This is a genomic window from Bacillus sp. V3-13, assembly GCF_002860165.1.
GTDB lineage: Bacteria > Bacillota > Bacilli > Bacillales > Cytobacillaceae > Bacillus_BJ.
On sequence record NZ_PGUZ01000029.1, the window covers coordinates 24,905 to 42,843 of the forward strand.

Annotated in this window: 18 protein-coding genes and 1 other RNA gene; 14 read left to right on the top strand and 5 right to left on the bottom strand. The window is 44.6% G+C overall.

The features are described from left to right. Positions 1-53: 53 nt before the first annotated feature. Both nth and CU633_RS11515 read left to right on the top strand, forming a co-directional pair. The gene (gene nth, locus CU633_RS11510) at positions 54-716 is read left to right on the top strand and encodes an endonuclease III (RefSeq protein WP_101660602.1); all 663 of its coding nucleotides are present in this window, start codon (positions 54-56) and stop codon (positions 714-716) included. Then, positions 706-1,224, top strand: a complete 519-nt coding sequence (locus tag CU633_RS11515) for a YpoC family protein (protein ID WP_101660604.1) — start codon at positions 706-708, stop codon at positions 1,222-1,224. The genes nth and CU633_RS11515 overlap by 11 nt, the downstream gene beginning before the upstream one ends. A gap of 48 nt (positions 1,225-1,272) precedes the next feature. On the opposite strand, the gene CU633_RS11520 is transcribed toward CU633_RS11515, so the two are convergent. Together CU633_RS11520 and recU are read right to left on the bottom strand one after the other, a co-directional pair. Beyond that, positions 1,273-3,903 carry a PBP1A family penicillin-binding protein gene (locus CU633_RS11520; RefSeq protein ID WP_101660606.1) on the bottom strand — a complete coding sequence of 877 codons (2,631 nt, stop codon included), beginning with the start codon at positions 3,901-3,903 and terminating at the stop codon, positions 1,273-1,275. Positions 3,904-3,969: 66 nt separating this feature from the next. Further along, positions 3,970-4,584: a Holliday junction resolvase RecU gene (gene recU, locus CU633_RS11525; RefSeq protein ID WP_101660608.1), complete on the bottom strand. Its 615-nt coding sequence runs from the start codon at positions 4,582-4,584 to the stop codon at positions 3,970-3,972. Between the two features lie 115 nt (positions 4,585-4,699). On the opposite strand from recU, the gene CU633_RS11530 reads away from it, so the two are divergent. The 3 genes from CU633_RS11530 to CU633_RS11540 all read left to right on the top strand — a co-directional run bounded on the left by CU633_RS11530 (position 4,700) and on the right by CU633_RS11540 (position 6,545). Then, positions 4,700-5,734 carry a DUF2515 domain-containing protein gene (locus CU633_RS11530; protein ID WP_257958667.1) on the top strand — a complete coding sequence of 345 codons (1,035 nt, stop codon included), beginning with the start codon at positions 4,700-4,702 and terminating at the stop codon, positions 5,732-5,734. Positions 5,735-5,811: 77 nt separating this feature from the next. Next, positions 5,812-6,066, top strand: coding sequence for a hypothetical protein (locus CU633_RS11535; RefSeq protein ID WP_101660610.1), 255 nt, complete (start codon positions 5,812-5,814; stop codon positions 6,064-6,066). Positions 6,067-6,176: 110 nt separating this feature from the next. Beyond that, positions 6,177-6,545 carry a YppE family protein gene (locus tag CU633_RS11540; protein WP_101660612.1) on the top strand — a complete coding sequence of 123 codons (369 nt, stop codon included), beginning with the start codon at positions 6,177-6,179 and terminating at the stop codon, positions 6,543-6,545. Positions 6,546-6,599: 54 nt separating this feature from the next. Here CU633_RS11540 and CU633_RS11545 read toward each other — a convergent pair whose 3' ends face one another. Next, positions 6,600-6,803, bottom strand: a complete 204-nt coding sequence (locus tag CU633_RS11545) for a YppF family protein (protein WP_101660614.1) — start codon at positions 6,801-6,803, stop codon at positions 6,600-6,602. 232 nt (positions 6,804-7,035) lie between these two features. Between CU633_RS11545 and CU633_RS11550 the strand changes: the two genes are divergently transcribed. After that, positions 7,036-7,593 carry a YppG family protein gene (locus CU633_RS11550; RefSeq protein ID WP_257958668.1) on the top strand — a complete coding sequence of 186 codons (558 nt, stop codon included), beginning with the start codon at positions 7,036-7,038 and terminating at the stop codon, positions 7,591-7,593. Between the two features lie 83 nt (positions 7,594-7,676). Here CU633_RS11550 and CU633_RS11555 read toward each other — a convergent pair whose 3' ends face one another. After that, the gene (locus CU633_RS11555; protein WP_101660616.1) at positions 7,677-8,153 is read right to left on the bottom strand and encodes an Hsp20/alpha crystallin family protein; all 477 of its coding nucleotides are present in this window, start codon (positions 8,151-8,153) and stop codon (positions 7,677-7,679) included. Positions 8,154-8,447: 294 nt separating this feature from the next. On the opposite strand from CU633_RS11555, the gene hcp reads away from it, so the two are divergent. Then, complete coding sequence (gene hcp, locus CU633_RS11560) at positions 8,448-9,749, top strand: hydroxylamine reductase (protein ID WP_101660618.1); 1,302 nt, start codon at positions 8,448-8,450, stop codon at positions 9,747-9,749. A gap of 46 nt (positions 9,750-9,795) precedes the next feature. Here hcp and CU633_RS11565 read toward each other — a convergent pair whose 3' ends face one another. Beyond that, positions 9,796-10,488 (bottom strand): Crp/Fnr family transcriptional regulator, encoded by a 693-nt coding sequence (locus CU633_RS11565; RefSeq protein WP_101660620.1) that lies wholly within the window; start codon positions 10,486-10,488, stop codon positions 9,796-9,798. 233 nt (positions 10,489-10,721) lie between these two features. Here CU633_RS11565 and CU633_RS11570 point away from each other — a divergent pair, with 233 nt between their 5' ends. The 7 genes from CU633_RS11570 to CU633_RS11600 all read left to right on the top strand — a co-directional run bounded on the left by CU633_RS11570 (position 10,722) and on the right by CU633_RS11600 (position 17,910). Next, positions 10,722-12,968, top strand: coding sequence for a DEAD/DEAH box helicase (locus tag CU633_RS11570; protein ID WP_101660622.1), 2,247 nt, complete (start codon positions 10,722-10,724; stop codon positions 12,966-12,968). A 16-nt stretch (positions 12,969-12,984) separates the two neighbouring features. Continuing rightward, entirely contained in the window at positions 12,985-14,280 is a 1,296-nt protein-coding gene (locus CU633_RS11575) for a ribonuclease H-like domain-containing protein (RefSeq protein ID WP_374703365.1), read from the top strand. Positions 14,281-14,622: 342 nt separating this feature from the next. Next, positions 14,623-15,012 (top strand): CotD family spore coat protein, encoded by a 390-nt coding sequence (locus tag CU633_RS11580; protein WP_101660625.1) that lies wholly within the window; start codon positions 14,623-14,625, stop codon positions 15,010-15,012. Positions 15,013-15,142: 130 nt separating this feature from the next. After that, positions 15,143-15,703 carry a DUF1273 domain-containing protein gene (locus CU633_RS11585; protein ID WP_101660627.1) on the top strand — a complete coding sequence of 187 codons (561 nt, stop codon included), beginning with the start codon at positions 15,143-15,145 and terminating at the stop codon, positions 15,701-15,703. An 85-nt stretch (positions 15,704-15,788) separates the two neighbouring features. Next, the gene (gpsB, locus tag CU633_RS11590) at positions 15,789-16,094 is read left to right on the top strand and encodes a cell division regulator GpsB (protein ID WP_101660628.1); all 306 of its coding nucleotides are present in this window, start codon (positions 15,789-15,791) and stop codon (positions 16,092-16,094) included. A gap of 82 nt (positions 16,095-16,176) precedes the next feature. After that, an RNA gene (gene rnpB, locus CU633_RS11595) (RNase P RNA component class B) lies at positions 16,177-16,577 on the top strand. A gap of 193 nt (positions 16,578-16,770) precedes the next feature. Next, positions 16,771-17,910, top strand: a complete 1,140-nt coding sequence (locus CU633_RS11600; RefSeq protein WP_101660630.1) for a THUMP domain-containing class I SAM-dependent RNA methyltransferase — start codon at positions 16,771-16,773, stop codon at positions 17,908-17,910. Positions 17,911-17,939 lie beyond the last annotated feature (29 nt).

Here is a 17,939-nt window from a genome sequence, read left to right on the forward strand (position 1 = left end):
GGAGCTTCTCTCGTTTTTTTGCCATTTTCTATAACAAACATAAGGTGGGAACGATGTTAAATAAAAGTGAGATTAGATACTGTCTTGACCGCATGGGGGAAATGTTTCCGGATGCTCATTGCGAGCTGAACCACAGCAATCCATTTGAACTCGTTATTGCGGTTGCCCTGTCGGCACAATGTACAGATGCGCTTGTCAATAAAGTGACGAAAGATTTGTTTAAGAAATATAAAACACCTGAAGATTATTTGAGTGTCCCTCTTGAAGAGCTCGAGAACGATATCCGTTCGATCGGCTTGTTCCGGAATAAAGCGAAAAACATTCAAAAACTGTCAAGAATGCTGATTGATGACTACGGCGGTATGGTCCCGCGCGACCGTGACGAACTGATGAAGCTGCCTGGAGTCGGGCGCAAAACGGCAAATGTTGTTGTGTCGGTTGCCTTTGGCGTTCCGGCGATAGCAGTCGATACCCATGTCGAGCGGGTCAGCAAGCGGCTCGGTTTTTGCCGCTGGAAGGATTCAGTACTTGAAGTAGAGCAGACGTTAATGAAAAAAGTTCCGAAAGACGAGTGGTCGGTTACCCACCACAGGATGATCTTTTTTGGACGATATCATTGTAAAGCGCAAAATCCCCAGTGTGAAATTTGCCCGCTTCTCGACTTATGCCGGGAAGGGCAGAAACGAATGAAGAGGAAAGCCGCTAATGGACAGTAACCGGGGAGTTCCCGGCGAATTAAACAATCCATTCTTTTTAACAACTGAAGCAGGAATATCGGAAGAACGAAAAGGCAATGAAATGCAAATTTTTCCGCTTTTTTATTATGATTGGGCTTTTTACTCAAATATCGAGGCGCTGAAGCCGTGGGAAGACCCGGCGCAGTATGTTCCTTTATTGTTTGCTGAATGGAAAAGGCTGAAGGACGGTCTCGTGCAATTATTCGAAAACCGCAATCCGGGCAGTGCAGAAATGCCGATGAAAAAAGGGATTGGCTTGTTTGTTGAGGGTCTTTTTTGGACAAATGGCCAGCCGGCGGTCGTATCAAGCCTGGATCATGCTGAAAACCTGGCGATAAAGCCCGTAAATCTGAGGGAAAGGCTTGAGTTTATCATGAACAGGCCGACGCTGTATCATTCATTTATTCAATTATCGGAGCTTATGACGGAGCTGGAAAAAGCGTTTATGAAACAAATGATGTTGAGAAAAAAGCGTGATGTAAAATAAAAAAGAGTTCAAGCACATTGGCTTGAACTCTTTTTTTATTTTAAAACTTTAAGGACTTGGCGGAGTGCCTGGTGGTGTCGGAGTTGTCTGGCCGGGCGGCTGAGTTCCCGGATTGCCAGCGTTGCCGTTACCGCCGCTGTTGCCATTACCATTTCCATTACCGCTGCCGGTTCCGGGGTTAACTCCTTGGCCTCCGCCCTCGCCACCATTTGATTCACCGCCATCGTCATCTTCTTCCTGTTCGTTTTCATCGTCTTCACGATTGCGGCCTTCATCTTCGCCTTCTTCAAACTCATCTTCTTCATTTGCCGGAGCAGGCACTGAAGCAGATACACTGGCCGGCTCACTCCTTTGATCGCCTTTGACAGCTGTAATGGTAAAGGTGTAGTTTCCTCCGGCAACCACATTGGCTACTCTCAAGCCGTTTTCGCCTGTGACTGCAAGCTGCTGGGCAGGACCGCCATTGATTGAGGCACTTACCTCAAACTGGACACCATCAGCTTTACCATTGTAGTCCCATGACAGGACGATCTCATTTGTTGCTTGTTCGTACGAGGCATTGGCGTTGGTCGGGCTGTCGAGCCGATCATACCGATCAGACACTTGGCTTGGTCCATGTCCTTTGACCGCATACTCATAAATAATCTGGTCTTCAGGTGTAAATTCACTGGCCAGCTTGGCCGGAATTGTTCCTTTTTCAATCGCTACTTTTTCAACGCTTTTCGGCACAGTAAAATCCGCTGTTTCCTTGCCTTTTGAAACATGGGCCATTAAATTTTTAAAGAGCTGCTGGGCAATCTTTTGGTCCTTGCTCTTAATATAATTTTTTTTCTGGTTCTCGTAACCGGTCCAGATTGCAGCCGTATAGTTTGTTGTATAGCCGGCAAACCAGGAGTCTGGAACGGCGCCATCAGGAATGCCATTTGCCTTTTTGACGTCAGAAGAGTAGTTCGTCGTTCCGGTTTTACCTGCAACAGGCAGGCTTGGAACGTTGGCTGCCTGGCCGGTGCCATATGATTCTTTTAAGACGCTTTTTAGCATATCTGTAATCATGAAAGCAGTGTAGTCCTTCATGACAACCTGCGGTTCAGGAGCCGTATCCAGCTTTGTGCCGTCGCGAAGTTCAATCATTTTCACTGTGTGCGGTTTCGTATAAAAACCGTTATTTCCAAACGCGCTGTACGCGCCGGCCATTTCAAGCGGTGAAACACCTTTATCAAGTCCGCCGATTGCATACGACTCATAGACTTCCTCCAGAGGAATGCCGAGCTTCACAGCAAAATCCTTTGCTTTGTTCAGGCCAACTGCCTGTAATGCCTGGAGGGCAGGGACGTTCCGTGATCTCGCAAGGGCTTCCCTCATCGACATCGGTCCCATGTGTTTATTGTCCCAGTTGTTGATAGGGGTCTTTTTCGGATCGGAATATGTGTATGGCTTATCATCCAAGGTATGATAGGTTCCCCATTGTAAATACTCGATCGCCGGGCCGTAATCCAATATCGGCTTGATCGTCGATCCCGGCTGCCTTTTTGTATCTACTGCATAGTTAAAGCCGCGCTTCGCCTGCTGGTTTCGTCCGCCACCGAGTGCGCGCACTTCACCTGTCTTTGTATCCAAAAGCGTGATTCCGGCCTGGAATTGATCGTCCGGGAACTGGACCACTTCATTTGAGTTTAGCATGCTCTCAACATATGTTTGGGCATCCTGGTCCAAAGTTGTATAAATTTTGAGGCCATCAGAGAAAATATCAAAATCGCCTTGTTGCTGGACTTCTTCAATGACGGCATCAACGAAAGCATCGTACGGTTCGTCATCTGTCTCGCGATCTTCTCCCTTTACGAGCGATGATTCAACCGGAATCGCCTGGGCTGCTTTCATTTCTTCCTTAGTAATAAAGCCATGCTGGTTCATCAACGAGAGCACGATGTTTCTGCGCTTCTCGGCATTTTCCGGATACTTAAACGGATTATAATTTTCCGGACTTTGCGGCATGCCGGCAAGCAATGCTGCTTCATGGAGCTCCAGCTCGGCAAGCTCTTTATCGAAATAAACTCTTGAAGCAGTTAAAATACCATGGCTTTTTTGAGACATATAAATTTTATTGACATACATCTCAAAGATTTCCTGTTTTGTATATTTGCGCTCGAGCTGGAAGGCAAGCCATGCTTCCTGGGCTTTCCGGCTTAAGGTTTTATCAAACTCAAGGAAAGAGTTTTTGACTACCTGCTGGGTAATCGTGCTCGCACCTTCCGAGCCAAACCCGTCGGTTATGTTGGCAATAACCGCTCCGCCGAGGCGAATGATATCAATCCCGTTATGGTCATAAAAACGAACATCCTCGGTAGCGAGGATTGCATTTTCGACCAGCTTTGGGATATCTTCATAAGCGACATAATCGCGATTGACTGAACCAACTTCGGCAAATTCTTCTCCATTAATATCATAAAGCTTGGAAGAAATAGGGTCCCGCAGCCGCGATTCATCCAATTTTGGTGTATCTTTTACCATAAATGCGAAAGTGGCTACACCGGTAAGCATTCCAATAATCCCGAGGGCAATAAGAGCAAGAAAGATCTTTTTAAATATCCCGCGTGGATTTTTCTTCCCTTTGCTCTTTTTTCCTTTTTGGGCGGAAAGCTGTTTGCGGCGCTCCTCTCTCGTTTTATATTGATCTGCCATTATTTGTGTCATTCCTTTCTATGCAAACGAACGATGATTATAGCGTTATTTCGGCTGTATTTCTTTTTACCCTGTAAGGTTATAAAGATAATCTATTATTTTAATATAGTCAATTCTGGGCCGGAAACCGAGCTTAATGGGATGGGCGCATTCGATAATCTCTTTCTTCGCAATTGATTTTCTCCCTCCGATTTTCATGCGGTTCCAAAAAGCGATCAACTGATCGGCGGGCAAAAGAAACATTTCTTCTGTGGCGGAAAACCGGATGATGATAAAGCAGATGCCGCCATGGTGGAGCACCGTTTCCATATGGCGGATCTGATGTTCATGAAAATTTTTTAACGGGAACGCTGTTTTATGCCTTGTTTCCTTTGCTTCAAAATCGATATATTTTCCCTTATAAACACCATTATAATCGGTTGTCGAAGCTTGTTTAAAATAGGCTTCCTTAATGACGGCAGCACTCCGTTTCGGATAATCAACCTGGACGATTTGGACAGGAGTTGGTTTTTTATGGATAACGGCCAGCTTCTGTTCTAAATAGAACAGGTTTGTTTCGTTTAAATCGTCCTCAAGGGTCATTCCCCGGTTGCTGTACGTCAGCTTTTTGTCACCCTTCGCAGGCACGCTCCCGGGCTGTTTAGGAATGTAGCGGCGCCCGTTTGGATAATGATAATTCATTGTAAACCACCTCACAAACTACAACCATCATACCAAATCTCCAAAGCTTTTGGTTGAATAAAAAGCACCATTCTGTTAAACGCTAAACGCAACACTCACTGTAAGGGGTACTTTTATGGAAAAAAGTCTGCTGCCTATGGCACGTTATAACCCATCGGAGGAATGCGAGCTGCTAAGGCACTGGATCTCAACTGAAACGATACTACGAAATAAAGACAATGTCTCGCGGACGAATGCCTATTTTGAGTTTTTTAAAAATCATCCGGATATCAAATGGGCATTTCTGGCGAGCATGGTATCAAGAAATGCCGGCTGGAATATGTGTGACCTCGAAGGCCCCATGCTTCCGCATATCATTCCAAAGCAACTAAGAAAACGGCTTTTTCTTGCCTATGAACGGGCAAACTGGCTGATTTTTCATGATGCATTTCCCCAACTGCTCCTCTACCATTATTCGACGAAAATAAACAGTCCAATGTTTCATCTTTTAGCATTTTTTCGTGTTTCTGCTTTTATGGAACAAGAATGGCGCACGTTTTGGCGGGAACGGGATCAAACGAGATTGCTGATCGCGATGATTATTAATGAACAAAATGTGATCCAGCAACCAGTGCTTCTTAGTCCGTTATATCAAAATAAGGTATTTCATTCACTCTTATTCTCTTTCCAGGATTCATTTCATTTCAGTTCTGTTTTGTTTCCAAATAAAGGGGGTCATTTGTACGGGGCAAGCGTGAATGGGTTTAGATCTGTATCGAAGCGGATCGACCTTGGGAAGCGGCTCAGCAGTATTCTTTTCAGGGATGACTTATTCCCGGCTTTTTATGAGTTTGCCGAAACGACTCCGCATACAGGCTCACGATCCGATTATGAGCAATATTTTATAAATCACCGGAAACATCAAGCAACACCGGTTCTGAAAAGAACCTATCCACCGGTTCGCCATCATATTCATTGCAACTATCCTGACTGGTCCAAAAAAACAAAAATAAAGGAAAAATGGCGATCACCGTCTGTCAAACATCTTCATCCACTCCTGATTACAAAATGGTATTTAAAAAAGCAAAAGCAGCTTTCCTATATCGTGTTGATGTCGAAAAAATGCCGGAATATATGCAGAAATCTTCTTTCTTTGCCGAAACTCTTCTAGTTTTGTCATCCGGGCAGGAACGGCGGCCCGGGCATGGAATTTACAAAGGAGAAATAGATGAAAAAGGAGGCATTAAAATGAATGAACAAAGCCTGCAAAAAGAGAAGCTTTTAACGATGTTAACGGAAATATATGACCGGCTGGAAGAGCTCGAATCAGGGCTGCACAGTTCGTTGGAAGATCTCCGTGATGACTGGAATGAAAAACAGGCAGCGCGGCTGACAAGCTGCGGAAGCCGGCTCTCCGCGTTAGAGACAAAAATGAAGCTAATGAATGGAAAAGAAGATCCGGATCAAGCAGACCAGCGCCTTGAACTTGAATTGGGCTATTAGTTTAAACTAAAATAGACTTAAATCATCAGTAGCTTTGAATCCTTCAATGCTACTTTTATTTTTTATAAACTTTTGTTCGGAAAAAATGGATTCCTGGAGGCAGCAAGCGAATGAAATCAGAACAAAATCTATACGAGCTTACGAGCCAGCTGCTTTCTTATGTTGAAGAGGCGTCGGCCCGTTTCCAAGAAATTAAGAGCTCTGGCATCGAAGCCGATTTTTACGGGGAAGTAAAGCCGTTTGCTGATAAAGTGAAGGAATTAAATGATAATTGGAAACAGGAAGCCATTGCATGGCTGAAAGAAACAGCTCCAAAAAACCTTCACCTCAATCAAATCGAAGCAACCTCTGACCATATCGAAGTCATTTCGGTACAAGCCTTTTTCCCCCAGACAAGCCGGAAAAGGTTTATCGACCAACTTCAATCCGTGAAATATGTGTTGGCAAATATAATGGCTCAGCTTGATTCGAAGGAATGATAGAAATATATAAAAAAACAACCGTGCCGGGTGAGCATGGTTGTTTTTTATACCTTAATTATTAAGCGAGTGTTCTTTAATACTGTCAGGAACAACTGCACCTGCAGCCTCTAATTCACGAACAAGATTACGGTAGTCATTAATAGAAATTTCATTATGGATATATGCTTTTTTGGCAAAATCCAATAGTTCGTTTACATCTTCTGTACGATAATCCCTGATGCTTGAAAATTTCAATTTAAGCTCCTGAATGTTCATGAATAATCCCCCTCAGCTTTTTTTCTATCCTATCATGAAATAGAAGAAATCCTTATTTTTAAAAAATTTTAACTTACGACACGGTTAGACATAACAGGAAGGCTTTTCCTTGCGATTCACCTTGGTGGGCTTTTTGCATAAAATAAAGCGAAGCGCTGGCCGTATTGATCTCGAATAATCCAACCAAGCAAAGATTTCATCATTGATCAGGAGAAAATAAGGAGGATGCCAAATGTTCGGCAACAAAAGAAATATGAACTATTACCGATACTTACAGCGGAGATACGAGGCAAGGATCCAGCCTGTCACTCCAGGCTGGAATCAGCAACAATTTATGCACCCCTATTTTCAGCAGGCGAATACGAATCCGTATTTCCAATATAGCGGGCCGCAAATACCCTCCATGAATACAACCTCAAACGGCTATACACCGTATCAAGGGCCAAATAACCCAAGCTTCCAGGGAAACGGCGGGTTGTCATATGTCCCGCATCAGCCAAGCTATTCGCAAATGGTTTTTCAAAACCCTTTGCAACCAATAGAAGAAATGTACCCAGCCAATACAAATTACCTGCCGCAACAAAATCCGTATCCCGGCGTAAATCCTTATCCGAAAAACATGTTTCTGGCGAAGCAGCCTTCCGGGGTGCAATCGATTCTGAACTCGTTCAAGAGCCAGGACGGAAGCCTTGATATAAATAAAATGGTGAATACGGCCGGACAGATGGTGAACGCGGTAAGCCAGGTTTCCTCGATGATAAAAGGATTAGGGGGAGTGTTTAAAGTATAGGTGGTTCCAATACGTGCATTTGTAGCGAAAATAGACAAGAAGGGCAAGAATAACGAAAAAGGCTATCTCTTGTGGAGACAGCCTCATTCTTTGGTGCCAATTTGCACGCTTTTTCCCCGTAATTTAGGGATATGAATTTCCAACAGCCCATTTTGATATGATGCTTTTACCTTTTTTTCGTTAATTGGATGGGAAAGAGTGATCGTGCGGCTCGACCGTTGGAAGGTTTGCTTTTTCCGGTAATAGTGTTTTTTTTCATCTTCCTCAGTGAATACCTCGCTATTTTTTACCTCAATCGTAATTTGGTTGCCGAGAATATCAATATGAATTTGCTCCTTCTTCACGCCGGGAAGCTCGGCAGTAATGACATGCTCCTTATCTGTCTCATGGACTTCAACGGGAAACGAGCCATGTGGAAAAGGGTACTTAAAAAATTGATCTACTGTTTGTAAAAATCCTCTTACGGGCTTCTCATGAAAGAAATCATTCATCGATTTCACTAATTCGGCAAAAGCTTCCTGTTTATCGTTTTTTGAATCGCGGCGAGGGTTGGATGACATTCTGCTATCTCCTTTCATGAACTATTCACCTCTGAACTGCAAATCCGTTTTTGATATATTATGCAGTGAAAATCGTAAAAGTGAGTGCATGAAAGATTGAATGATGCCGTCATCTGATGGACTTTTAGAGATCATTATATTCGATAAACAATCCCCTGTCTTAACGTAGTGGGGTGCAGGCAAATTTATGAACGATTTTTGACAGATCAACTCTTTGTGATTTACATCACTCATTACAGGTGATTTCGGTAGTATGCTGAGACAGACAAAAAGTTGAAAGAAGGGATCAGCACGATGTTTTGTTACCAGTGTGAGCAAACTGCATCCGGGGGATGCAAGATAATCGGTGTTTGCGGAAAAGATGAAACGATTGCCAGTCTCCAGGATACGATTATTTTTGGGCTGAAGGGAATTGCCGCCTATCGGACCCATGCCAACCAGCTCGGCTGCACCGATTCATTTGTCGATGCGACGACACATGAAGCACTCTATATGACGCTGACAAACTCCAATTTTAATGTTCAAGAGCATATTGATATGGCGATGAAAGTCGGCCGCTCGGCAGTCAGGATCATGGAAGTGCTTGATCAAGCCCATACAGAACGCTTGGGGATCCCTGAACCAATCCGGGTCTCGCAAAATAAAATTGAGGGAAAATCGATTGTTGTTACCGGACATAATTTATTTGCGCTGGAGGAATTGCTGCGGCAAACGGAAGGGAAAGGGATCAATATTTATACCCATTCGGAAATGCTGCCTGCCCATGGCTATCCAGCTTTGAAAAAGTATCCCCATTTAAAAGGGAATATCGGAAAAGCATGGTATGATCAGCGCCGCTTATTTGAGAAATTTCCGGGCGCGATTCTCGCTACAACAAACTGTGTGATGCCGATTAAAGGTACATATGCAGACCGGATGTTTTCCTATGAAGTCGCAGGGCTCGAAAACGTTGAAAAAATTATCAACGACGATTTCTCGCCATTAATCAACAGGGCTCTTGAGTTGCCTGCTGCGGATATTGATTCCGGGGAAACGCTGTTAACCGGCTTTCACCATGAAACGGTGTTAGGACTGGCGCCTGAAGTCATCGCGGCTGTCAAGGAAGGGAAAATCAAACGCTTTTTCGTAATTGCCGGCTGTGACGCACCGGGGAAGGGCGGCGAATATTACCGCGAATTGGCAACATCACTTCCGCCGGAAACGGTTATTTTGACAACTTCATGCGGGAAGTTCCGCTTTAATGATGTCGACTTCGGGACTGTCCCGGGCACAAACATCCCCCGCTACATTGACCTTGGCCAATGCAACAACTCAGGATCCACGGTTAAAATTGCCAAAGCATTGGCCGAGGCGTTTGGATGCCCAATCAACGAGCTTCCTGTCAGCATTGTCCTCTCATGGTTTGAGCAAAAGGCTGTGGCGATCCTGTTAGGTTTATTCAGCCTCGGAATTAAGGACATCCGGATCGGTCCAAAACCGCCTGAATTTATTTCCGAAGGCGTCATGAAAGTGCTCCAGGACACATTCAATCTGAAATTGATCGGAACAGCACAGGAAGATATGGCCGATATGCTCCAGCTGTCAAACCAGGCATAATGGAGAAAACGCTGCTGCCTTTGAAGGCGCGGCGTTTTTTCACGGTTTAAAAGAATTCCTCAAGCAGCTTATCGGGTGACAGAATAAAATCGCCGTGCCGGTCGACTTCGATTAATCCGTCCTTTTTCATTTTCGTGAGCGTTCTGCTGATCGTTTCCCTGGTCGTTCCGATCATGTTCGCAAGGTCTTTATTGGTGAATTCCCCTTTTAAGAGGACCTTGCCATCACTAAGCTTCTCGCCGTGTTTATCGCCAAGGCGGACGAGCAGCTTAACAATTTGTTCATATGTATTATTCAATATTTGTTCTTCAAGGCGGTTTTGCAGATCAATAATTTTTTCACCGAGAACTCTGAACACCTTGATTGACAGCTCGGGGTTTTCAATTAATACCTTCTCAAACTGGGTAATCGGCACGACAACCAGAATAGTTTTTTCCAGAGCCTCCGCATACGCCGGATAATCGCCTTTGCGAAAGAAGCCTACATGCGGAAACATTTCTCCTTTTTTTAAAATCGCCACGATCTGTTCTTTTCCGTTAATGTCACTCTTATAAATCTTCACTTTGCCTTCATTAATAAAATAGACATTGTCGAGCGGATCGCCCTGCATAAAAATATGGCTATGTTTTTTCCATTCCCTTGAAATCGAAATATCAGCGATTTTCGCTATTTCCTGTGCGCTCATTTCACGGAAAAGTCCAAAATCGGAAAGTATCTTTATGATTTCTTCTCTGTTCATGCGTTCACCTCATCCTCAGTCGCTTACTTTTATTTTAACAAAAAGCGCTTTCGCTCACAGCTTTTAAATGTGAGTAAATCGTGGAGGAAATAGGGGTTGTAAATCCAAAGGCGGAGTTTTTCCGGTCCGGGCGCTTAAAACCGAATATTGGCTTCAAGCGTTTTTGTCAAAATCTATAGGTAGCCATGCAAACAAATATTCGCTAAACTATATCGTATAAAGAGGTGTAGCGAATGAGGAAGAAAACACTGGCAGATTTAATCGATGAATTAAGGAAAAATGAAAATATCGTTAACTGGCATGAAATCGAACCGCAGGAAGCCCGGACGAGGCCAATCCCCGATGTGGTAAACGAGAGAATTAAAGCAGCCTTGCGCAAAAGGGGCATCGAAGAACTGTACAGCCACCAGTTTACAGCTTTTCAGACTTTGCAAAAGGGCGAAAATATTGTAGCAGAGACCCCAACGGCTTCGGGTAAAACGCTTTGCTATAACTTGCCTGTACTGCAAGCGATCGCGGAAGTTGAAACGAACCGGGCGCTTTATTTATTTCCGACAAAAGCATTGGCGCAGGATCAGAAAAGCGAGCTAAATGAAATCATAAACGAGATGGGTATAGATATAAAAAGCTATACATACGATGGCGATACTTCACCCGCGATAAGGCAGACCGTAAGAAAAGCCGGACATATCGTGATTACCAATCCGGATATGCTCCATAGTGCGATCCTTCCCCACCATACAAAATGGGTCAGCCTGTTCGAAAATCTCAAGTATATCGTGATTGATGAACTGCACACATACAGGGGCGTGTTTGGCAGCCACGTAGCGAACGTGATAAGGCGGTTAAAACGGATATGCAAATTTTACGGAAGCAATCCTATTTTTATCTGCACGTCCGCGACGATCGCGAACCCAAAGGAACTCGCTGAACAGCTGACAGGAAACCCGATGCGCTTGATTGACGATAACGGGGCACCAAGAGGCAGGAAGCACTTTGTCTTCTACAACCCACCTATCGTGAATAAGCCTTTAAATATCAGGAAAAGTGCAACAGTGGAAGTGAACAATCTCGCCAAGGAATTTTTACAGAATAAAATACAGACGATCGTCTTTGCAAGAAGCAGGGTAAGGGTTGAAATTATCTTAAGCCATCTGCAGGAGCTCGTGAAACAAGAGATCGGCACGAAATCGATAAGAGGATACAGGGGCGGCTATTTGCCGAAGCAGCGCCGCGAGATAGAAAAGGGCCTTCGGGACGGGGAAATCCTTGGGGTTGTCAGTACGAACGCCCTCGAATTGGGAGTGGATATTGGCCAGCTGCAGGTGTGCGTGATGACCGGATATCCCGGAAGCGTCGCCAGTACATGGCAGCAGGCGGGACGGGCAGGACGAAGGCACGGGGAAGCCCTGATTTTAATGGTCGCAGGCAGTACTCCGATCGACCAATATATCGTCCAGAATCCCGGCTATTTTTTCGACAGGTCTCCCGAAGCTGCGAGAATCAACCCGGAAAACCTGATCATTTTAGTTGATCATTTAAAATGCGCCGCCTATGAGCTGCCTTTTAAAGAAGGCGAAGAATACGGCCCATTGGAAATACAGGAGATACTCGAATACCTGACAGAAGAAAAAGTGTTGCACCAGAACGGGGATAAATTTTACTGGGCCAATCAATCTTTCCCGGCGTCCAATATCAGCCTGCGGTCCGCTTCGCAGGAAAACGTCGTGATTGTTGACCAATCGGTGACAGCCGATGTGAAAATCATCGGGGAAATGGATCGGTTTAGCGCAATGACCCTTTTACACGACGAAGCAATATACTTGCATGAAGGTGTACAGTACCAGGTTGAAAAACTGGACTGGGATCATAAAAAAGCCTATGTAAGAGAAGTGGATGCAGATTATTATACCGATGCCAATCTCGCCGTCCAGCTGAAGGTGCTGGAAATAGACAGGACGTCAAACAGAAAGACAACGGCGATCAACTTTGGCGATGTTTCGATCAATATCCTGCCGAGCATATTTAAAAAAATTAAGCTGACAACGTTTGAAAATGTTGGATACGGTCAGATTCATTTACCGGAAGAAGAATTGCATACGAGTGCTGCGTGGCTTGAACTGAAAGAAGCCGATCTTCGGATTGGTGAAAAGACGCTCGAACAGCTGCTGATGGGAATAGCAAACGTTTTTAAGCATATCGTCCCGATCCATGTGATGTGCGATCGAAACGACGTCCATGTCGTATCGCAAATAAAAGCAGCCCATACGCAATTGCCGACGATCTTTTTATACGACCATTATCCGGGAGGGATCGGGCTTGCAGAGGACGTCTATAAACGCTTCGATGAAATCAAGGAAGCGGCTAAAAATTTAATAGTGAAATGCACATGTGAAGACGGCTGCCCTTCTTGTATAGGCACAGAAATAGAAGGGATTAGGGCGAAGGAAAAAAGCATCGAGCTTCTCGACCAGTTTTAAAAAAGGGCAAGCCAGCTTGTCCGGCAATCATGAGGAAGTGATAGAGATGTCGCTGAAAAATAAACTAAACAGATTGAAGCCGCATTTAGCCGTTTCGGGCGAGGCGGCTGTGGAACGGGTTCCATCAATTGATTCGTCCGGCCAGGATGACATTCCATTCCTGTCCGACTGGGTAAAAGAAAATACGTTACCCTATTACTTTGATAACAATTATTGCTTGATCAGGGAAGTCCGCTACCCATTATCACACCGGCATGGCAAATATCTGTTTGCTGATTTTTTTGAAGCGGTCGAGCTCTGGAATCGCACAAATATTGTCCACCCTCTTTCGGCAGCAGGCTGCAAGGCTCAGGACTTGTTCTTTTTTGATACGGAAACGACCGGGCTCGGCGGCGGGACAGGCAACACGATTTTTCTGCTGGGACATGCAAGCTTCAGCGATGAGCACGTCGTTGTAAAGCAGCATATTTTACCCCACCCAGGCGCAGAAATTCCGCTCTATCAAAGCTTTTTGGAAAATGTAAACTACCAGACACTTGTTACATACAATGGAAAGTCATTTGATTGGCCGCAGGTCAAAACGAGGCATACCTTGATCAGAGAACATGTTCCGAAGCTTCCGCCTTTTGGCCATTTTGATTTATACCATGCTGCGAGAAGGCTCTGGAAGCATAAGCTGGAGAGGCTAAAGCTTTCGATCGTCGAAAAAGAAATTTTGCAGGTCGAGAGGATCGATGATATTCCCGGTTTTCTGGCGCCGATGATTTATTTCGATTTTGTCGAAAGAAAAAATCCGGAAGGAATGTTTGGAATTATCAAGCATAATGAGATCGATATTCTTTCGCTGATTACCCTCTATACGCACCTCTCTTTCCAGTTGTTGCGTAAAGATAAACAGCAAACAACGAAAGAAACGTTCGAGGTTGGCAGGTGGTATGCATCGGTTGGAAATCACGAGGAAGCAGCCAACAGCTTTTTGGAACTCATCGGCGGAAACGGAACGGATGCGGTTGAAGCAAAGCTGGCAATGGCCTATCAATATAAACAGCAGCACGATTGGGGCCTGGCCCTCAAGTTATTCATTGAAACAGCTGCCGCAGGAAACGAAAATCAGCAAATAGAAGCATTGGTGGAAGCGGCAAAAATTGTCGAGCATCGCCATAAAAATTATATAGAGGCGCTGGGCTTTACCGATCGGGCGGTCGAAATCTGTGAAAAACAAACAGAAAACGAAAAATTTTTTGGCCAGCTGCTTCATCGCAAAGCGAGGCTGATGCGAAAAATCGCTTTGAAAAAGAACGAGATGCAGTGATGCTATTTGTAACAAAATTTTAATATTTTTATGTTGAAAACCACTAATTTCCTGGTTGTCTGTACATGTCGAAACCTGTAAAATAGTGAATTGGATGGAATGTTCCAGCTAAAAAATCTACGGGGATGATTGCATGTATAAGGCAGTTCTGTTTATGTTTTTTCTGGTTATCTGCTTAACGGTATTTATTTTCACAGCTTTAAAGGACAGTTTTTATACTTTCCTATAAGCGATTTATAGACATTCGTACGTATTAAAAATAGGTATTTTCCTTAGTACAAGAACCTTCCTTCCTTCATAGGCTGGTAATGTAACCAGACTATCAGGAAAGGGGATATTTCTATGCATTGCAGACCGAGTCATGTTTTACCGGCAGTTCTTCATCCGACAAAATGCTGTGTGAAGCATAATTTTATTAACAATGTAGTACCTCATATTCATCCAACCCATACTACAACAGTCAATCACGTAAATTATCAGCATCAGCACTACTTCCCGCAGACACAATCTGTCGTAAATGAAGTTACGCACCAGCAGTTTTTCCATCCGCCAGGATCGGTTCCGCCTTTCGGTCCGGGAGCGGTGGCAGGAGCTAATATCGGCCCGGGTCCATTTGGTGCTCCTGGTCCAGGCCCTATGCCGGGCTTCGCTCCGGGTCCGGGAGCGGTGGCCGGGGCCGAATTCATGCCAGGCCAGGCGCAGGTGCCGCCAAACTGGCGAAGACGAAGATAATTTCGACATCACAAGGGCTGTCTGGGGTCCTTGTGCTTTTACATAAAATTTTCACGTTCACACATGTTTTGGGATAACCTTCAATATAATAGGGTGAGCAGGCAGATATGGCAGAAAAGGAGCATATAAATTGGTAAAAGTAGCAGCGATATCCGGCTATAAACCATTTGAGTTAGGAATATTCCAGCAGAACCACCCTGCAGTATCTTACATAAAAACGGCAATCAAAAAGCAGCTATACCAGCTTGTGGAAGAAGGGCTGGAATGGGTGATTATCAGCGGCCAGCTCGGCGCTGAATTGTGGGCGGCGGAAGCTGTTTATGAACTGCAGCTTGATTTTCCTGAGCTTAAGCTTGGCCTGATTACTCCTTTTCTGAACCAGGAAGCCAATTGGAACGAAAAGAACAAAGAGTGGTATGAATCTGTCGTTTCACAAGCTGATTTTGTTGATTCGATTACGAAAAAAAATTATGAGAATCAATGGCAATTCCGTTTGAAAAATCAATTTTTTGTAGAAAAGAGTGGGCTGCTTCTGCTTCTCTATGATCACGAAAAGGAAGGAAGCCCAAAATATTTGTATGAAACGGCTCTTGCCTACCGTGAAAAGCATCCATATGAGGTCCGCTTGATTACGTTCCATGATTTACAGCTGGTCGTCGAGGAAGAAGAAGAAGAAAAACGGCAATTTTAGCGAGATATTTGAAAGAAAAATTGACAAAAGCAGCTATTTTTGAAAAAATATAATGTAATGATTGGCGATACTTGAGGTGAATACGATGTTGTCCGATAAAGTGAAGTTAACAGCTAAAGATATTTTAGAAAAAGAGTTCAAATCCGGAATGCGCGGATACAAGCAGGAGGATGTCGACAAGTTTTTAGATTTAATCATAAAGGATTATGAAACGTTCCACCAGGAGATTGAAGAACTTCAGCAGGAAAATATGCGCCTGCGAAAGCAGCTCGATGAAGCGACAAGGCGCCAGCCTGCTCCGGCGGCTACTGCCGGAACGACGAATTTTGATATATTAAAGCGTCTTTCAAATCTGGAAAAGCATGTATTTGGCAGTAAATTGTACGATTGATAAATTTTTACTCGTTTTCAAAATGAATCCCATTGATTTTAATCTTTGTCTTGCTTATAATAATGAATGTAATCCTTTAGTAGCGTTCGGGTAATCGCTGCAGTGAACGATAGTGATACTGCAGAGGAAAGTCCATGCTCGCACGGGCTGCGATGCCCGTAGTGTTCGTGCCTAGCCAATTCATAAGCTGGGGCAGCTTGAACAAGATTTAAGCTGACGGCCGGAAAAACGCCTAAGTCCGCATGGATATGGCGTGAATACCTGTAAAAGTGCCACAGTGACGTAGCCTTTTTAGAAATAAAAAGGGTGGAACGAGGTAAACCCCGCGAGCGAGAAACCCAAATAATGGTAGGGGCACTTTCTCTTAGGAATTGAACGAGGAGAAGGACAGATTGGCATGCCAATTTGTAGATAGATGATTACCGCCCTCGTACGAGACAACCGTCGTTTGCAGTACAGGGGTACAGAACATGGCTTACAGAACGTTATTGTTGGGATGCATGACTTCTTAAACTAAAAGCTCTCCTCTTGACAGGAGAGCTTTTCTTATCTATACGAAATTTATTACAAACAAAGTACCATTCGCTCATTTATCGGCTAAAATAGGCGATATTAATGACTGCATACATAATCGGGATTTTCACGTGCCTGAATTAACGGAAAAAAGGGTGACAAAATGGCAAAATTTAATTTAATTGCAACAGCTGCAATGGGACTCGAAGCATTAGTTGCAAAAGAAGTCCGCGCTCTGGGCTATGAATGCGAAGTTGAAAACGGCAGGGTCAGCTTTGAAGGAGATGAGCTGGCGATTGCCCGTACAAATCTATGGCTGCGCACGGCAGATCGAATCAAAATAAAAGTGGGCGAATTTAAAGCGGAGAGCTTTGATGAGTTATTTGAAAAAACGAAAGCTCTTCCATGGGAAATCTATTTGCCGGAGGATGCCGAATTTCCCGTCAGCGGAAAATCGGTTAAATCCAGACTTTTTAGCGTTGCAGACTGCCAGGCTATTGTAAAAAAAGCGATTGTTGACCGGCTGCAGCGCCATTATAAAAGAAACACCTGGTTTGAAGAAACCGGTTCGCTCTTCCGGATCGAGGCAGCCCTGCAAAAGGATATTGCCACCTTGACGATCGACGCGAGCGGTTACGGGCTCCATCGACGCGGTTACCGGGCAGGCCAGGGGGAAGCGCCATTAAAGGAAACATTGGCTGCAGCGCTTGTCATGCTGACCAACTGGACACCAGACCGTCCTTTTATCGATCCGTTTTGCGGTTCAGGCACGATTCCAATCGAAGCGGCCCTGCTCGGCCAGAATATCGCTCCAGGGTTTAACCGGGAATTTGTCTCGGAAAATTGGGACTGGATCCCCGGGGCCGTTTGGGAGAACGCCAGAAACGAAGCGGAAGATGTTGCGAACTACGAGCAGCCGCTCGATATTCTAGGCACGGATATTGATCATCGGATGGTCAAAATCGCCGAAGAAAACGCCTTTGAAGCAGGACTTGGCGATTTGGTTTCGTTTAAGCAAAGGCAAGTAAGGGACTTTACGGCGTCAACTGAATACGGCGTCATTGTCGGTAATCCGCCGTATGGTGAACGGCTTGGGGAAAGACACGAGGTCGAACAAATGTACCGGGAAATGGGGAAGGCCTTTTCCCCATACGAGACCTGGTCAGTTTATATTCTCACCTCACATCCTGACTTTGAAAGCTTGTACGGCAAGCCGGCAACGAAAAAAAGAAAACTGTTTAACGGTTTTATCCGGACAGACTTCTATCAATACTGGGGGAAAAGACCCCCAAAAAACGTTTAAACAATGATTTTTGAAACAGCCTCGGCACA

Coding starts and splice junctions, on each gene's coding strand:
- CU633_RS11565 (WP_101660620.1), bottom strand. CDS start 10,488: ATGAACAGAGAAGAAATCATAAAGATACTTTCCGATTTTGGACTTTTC.
- CU633_RS11580 (WP_101660625.1), top strand. CDS start 14,623: ATGCATTGCAGACCGAGTCATGTTTTACCGGCAGTTCTTCATCCGACA.
- CU633_RS11515 (WP_101660604.1), top strand. CDS start 706: ATGGACAGTAACCGGGGAGTTCCCGGCGAATTAAACAATCCATTCTTT.
- CU633_RS11520 (WP_101660606.1), bottom strand. CDS start 3,903: ATGGCAGATCAATATAAAACGAGAGAGGAGCGCCGCAAACAGCTTTCC.
- nth (WP_101660602.1), top strand. CDS start 54: ATGTTAAATAAAAGTGAGATTAGATACTGTCTTGACCGCATGGGGGAA.
- recU (WP_101660608.1), bottom strand. CDS start 4,584: ATGAATTATCATTATCCAAACGGGCGCCGCTACATTCCTAAACAGCCC.
- CU633_RS11600 (WP_101660630.1), top strand. CDS start 16,771: ATGGCAAAATTTAATTTAATTGCAACAGCTGCAATGGGACTCGAAGCA.
- CU633_RS11555 (WP_101660616.1), bottom strand. CDS start 8,153: ATGTCATCCAACCCTCGCCGCGATTCAAAAAACGATAAACAGGAAGCT.
- CU633_RS11535 (WP_101660610.1), top strand. CDS start 5,812: ATGAATGAACAAAGCCTGCAAAAAGAGAAGCTTTTAACGATGTTAACG.
- CU633_RS11530 (WP_257958667.1), top strand. CDS start 4,700: ATGGAAAAAAGTCTGCTGCCTATGGCACGTTATAACCCATCGGAGGAA.
- gpsB (WP_101660628.1), top strand. CDS start 15,789: ATGTTGTCCGATAAAGTGAAGTTAACAGCTAAAGATATTTTAGAAAAA.
- CU633_RS11545 (WP_101660614.1), bottom strand. CDS start 6,803: ATGAACATTCAGGAGCTTAAATTGAAATTTTCAAGCATCAGGGATTAT.
- CU633_RS11540 (WP_101660612.1), top strand. CDS start 6,177: ATGAAATCAGAACAAAATCTATACGAGCTTACGAGCCAGCTGCTTTCT.
- hcp (WP_101660618.1), top strand. CDS start 8,448: ATGTTTTGTTACCAGTGTGAGCAAACTGCATCCGGGGGATGCAAGATA.
- CU633_RS11570 (WP_101660622.1), top strand. CDS start 10,722: ATGAGGAAGAAAACACTGGCAGATTTAATCGATGAATTAAGGAAAAAT.
- CU633_RS11550 (WP_257958668.1), top strand. CDS start 7,036: ATGTTCGGCAACAAAAGAAATATGAACTATTACCGATACTTACAGCGG.